At 38.6% G+C, this 3,383-nt stretch carries 2 protein-coding genes and 1 pseudogene; all 3 read right to left on the bottom strand.

Annotation, left to right across the window (positions count from 1 at the left end):
- Positions 1–2,803, bottom strand: a 2,803-nt coding sequence (locus Q0A12_RS10350) for a SpaA isopeptide-forming pilin-related protein (RefSeq protein ID WP_291292570.1), incomplete at its 3' end; no start/stop codon positions are given.
- A gap of 57 nt (positions 2,804–2,860) precedes the next feature.
- The gene (locus tag Q0A12_RS10345; RefSeq protein ID WP_291292569.1) at positions 2,861–3,202 is read right to left on the bottom strand and encodes a hypothetical protein; all 342 of its coding nucleotides are present in this window, start codon (positions 3,200–3,202) and stop codon (positions 2,861–2,863) included.
- A pseudogene (locus Q0A12_RS10340) lies at positions 3,199–3,383 on the bottom strand (hypothetical protein); the annotation flags it as partial. The pseudogene Q0A12_RS10340 and the gene Q0A12_RS10345, both read right to left, overlap by 4 nt.

The following is a 3,383-nucleotide window of genomic DNA, read 5'->3' as shown; positions in this document are numbered from 1 at the left end:
GGCCTTTTTCTATCGCAAACTTCACTGGGGTTTGATCTATGTCATAACCTGTTGGTGCTTGAGTCTCTACAAATTGATAATCTCCAGGGGCTAATCCATCTATAGCTAGCTTGCCAGAGTTATCGGTTATGAGGCCGCTTTGTAAGACCTTGCCTTCTTTATCTTGCAGCTCGAAGACTGCTCCTTGTAAAACTTCACCTGTTTTTGCATCTGTTTTACTTAGCATCACTCCACCCGGTGTCAACTTATTAGTAGCTGTTACTTGGACCGACGCTTTTTGGCCTTTTTCTATTGTAAACTCAACTGGGGTTTGATCTATGTCATAACCTGTTGGTGCTTGGGTCTCTACAAATTGATAGTCTCCAGGGGCTAATCCATCTACAGCTAGCTTGCCAGAGTTGTCGGTTATGAGGCCGCTTTGTAAGATATTACCTTCTTTATCTTGTAGTTCGAAGACTGCTCCTTGCAATGGCGCACCAGAACTAGCATCCATTTTACTTAGCACCACTCCACCCGGTGTCATTTTATTCACAGCTGTCACTTGGACTGCCGCTTTTTGACCTTTTTCTATTGTAAACTTCACTGGGGTTTGATCTAAATCATAACCCGTTGGTGCTTGGGTCTCTACAAATTGATAATCCCCAGGGGCCAGTCCATCTACAGCTAGCTTGCCAGAGTTATCGGTTATGAGGCCGCTTTGTAAGATCTTGCCTTCTTTATCTTGTAACTCAAAGACTGCTCCTTGTAAAACTTCGCCTGTTTTCGCATCTGTTTTACTTAATACCACTCCACCTGGAGTCAATTTATTCACCGCTGTCACTTGGACGGCTTCTTTTTGGCCTTTTTCTATTGTAAATTTAATTGGTATATTATCTAGAACATAACCCGTGGGGGCTTTAGTTTCAATAAGTGAGTAGGTCCCTGACTTTAATCCATCAACTAAAATTTTCCCTTCCAAATTCGTCTGAAGCGCAGAGCGAACAATATTTCCATCATCATCTCTAATTTCAAAGACCGCTCCTTGTAGCGTTTCTTTTGTCTTCTCATCTATTTTCGTTAACTCTACACTTCCAGTAGTAGCTATATTAGTCTTTTCTAGTTGAACCTTCTCATTTTCTGTTCCTTGAACACTAAATGAAATCGGTGCACTATCTAAAACATATCCTTCAGGTGCTTTCACTTCTGTAAATGTATAGGTTCCCGGATCAAGGTTCTCAACCTTTATTAAACCTTCATTGTTGCTTGTAAAGGTTCCGATAACTTTCTGATCTGCACTATTGGTCAGCTTAAATGTTGCATTCGCTAACGGTTGCTTGGTTTCTTTATCCACTTTCAGTAAGCTGATGTTGTTCTCTGGTTCATAAACCGGTTTGACTGGTGGAACAGGTGGAACAGGTTCCTCGGGAACAACAGGTACCGTCTCGTAAGTAGGTGGTGTAGGCTCAGCAGGTGGTGTTAATTTAGGCGTATAGTCACTTTTACTTCTTCCAAATGTTCCATAACTACTTTCCCAAGAACTAGCGGTAGCTACCGTTATCACTTCTCCAGGTTCTGGCGTCAACAAATGAAAATATCCATATGTCGTTTCACTAGCCATGTTACTCAATAACTTTAGATAACCATATTTATTGGCCAAGTCAGAAGCAGATAAATTCTTCAAATCATTATAGAAAGGCGCACTATTATCGCCATCTTCTAGGCCGACCCCATTCATCCCGGCGATAAGATCCATTGCTCTTCTTTGTGTTTCCGTAGCGGTATCAATGGCATCCATGAAAGTATTGAAGTCTGCTGTTTCATAATTAGAATTATTATAAGTCTCAAAAGCTTTAATGTATTGCTCAAGTGCTGCGGTATATAAACTTAACCCCTGGTTTTTAGCTTCTTCCAATGCAGAAGTCCATTTATTGACCATACTTTGATCTACCATAAATGTATTGATATCTATTTGTTGGTTTGCAGCGTCAAAAGCTAATCCGCCAGTTTTAGCGAACAGGTCCGTTAAAGCCTGTTTAATAGTATTTTCTGTGGGATGATCTAAAATTTTAGGTACATTATCTGTTGTTTGGCCTGTAGTGCTATTAAAGGTATGGTAAAATTCTACGCCTTTAAACCCACCATACCATGCCCCGCTAACAGCCCCAGGAGTAACTGCACTAATATTCATAGCAGTGGTAGAGCCATAAATTGATTTTTCAAATGCATCATAAATATTCCATTGATCAATTAATCCTTGAACATTTGACTCAATTTCAGAACTACCTGTAAATATATCTGCAGCCATATTTCCTTTAATAGTAGATATTAGTGTATCACCAGAAATAGACAAACCTGACTGTATCATCTGAACTATTGCGGAATAGTCCACTAAGTATGATTCTAGGTGCGCGTAAACACTATAAACATCAGGCCCTATATATTGTCCTTTTGAACTATGCGTGTTGACTTCTGCTTGTTTATTATTATACTCAGCCAAATCGTTCTGATATTGTTCAAGTGCTTGTTCATATTGAGCTTTTTTTTGTGCATTCTCTTTCTCGACTCGATCCGCTTCTGCTTGCGCATCATCGTGTTCTTGTTTCTTTTGATCGTATTCGTTTACATCTTGCTGATAGTGCACATATTCTTCGTTATACTCTTTTAAGGCTTTTTGATACTCCTCATAATCATGATACACTTTTGTTTCTAGGATAGAGTCATCTGATCTAACAGTTTCAGCTACTACCTGTATCACTCCCAATTGACCGATTACCATGACGAAACTCGCTATCACATAAATTGCTTTGTTAAAATTTTTCATCATTATTTTTCCACCTCATATGAATTCTTGTTTACCTAGTAATCTCATATGAATTCTTGATTAACCCGTAAATAGAATCGTTTTCGATAAGCACTTCATTTTTTTCCCTAACTGAGTCGTACCAGGCTTTCCTTCCACAAGGTTAGGCCCCGCTTCCAGCATCGCCAGGTAATTCTCTAAGTGATTTAAACGTAGATCAGTCGATTGAGTTGTTTGTTTCTCCTCTTTTTTCTGATTCGCTTTTGTGATTTTAACCTGATTATTTTGATATTCAACTACAGCTGGCAAACTTACCGTTTCTGAAGATTCCTGATTTGTTTCTTCTACCTTTTCTGCTATTCCTAAAATAAAACTCGGCTGAACGATTAAGTAAGCACCTAAAAATGCTAGATAACGTTTCATGTCATCCCTCCTTTATCAAAAGAAACATCTTCAAACAATAGTTTTCTTTTTGTTCTAATTACAGCATTTCCAAAAAACTCCCAATCACTGGGTGTGGGAGGATTTTTCCAAATTATTTGCTCTCCACTAAACTTCATATAGACACAATTCGATATTAATATATTAGTTTTTGTTGTTATTC

Source organism: Enterococcus sp. (assembly GCF_022711995.1).
GTDB lineage: Bacteria > Bacillota > Bacilli > Lactobacillales > Enterococcaceae > Enterococcus_D.
This window is presented reverse-complemented; position numbering and strand designations above follow the sequence as displayed.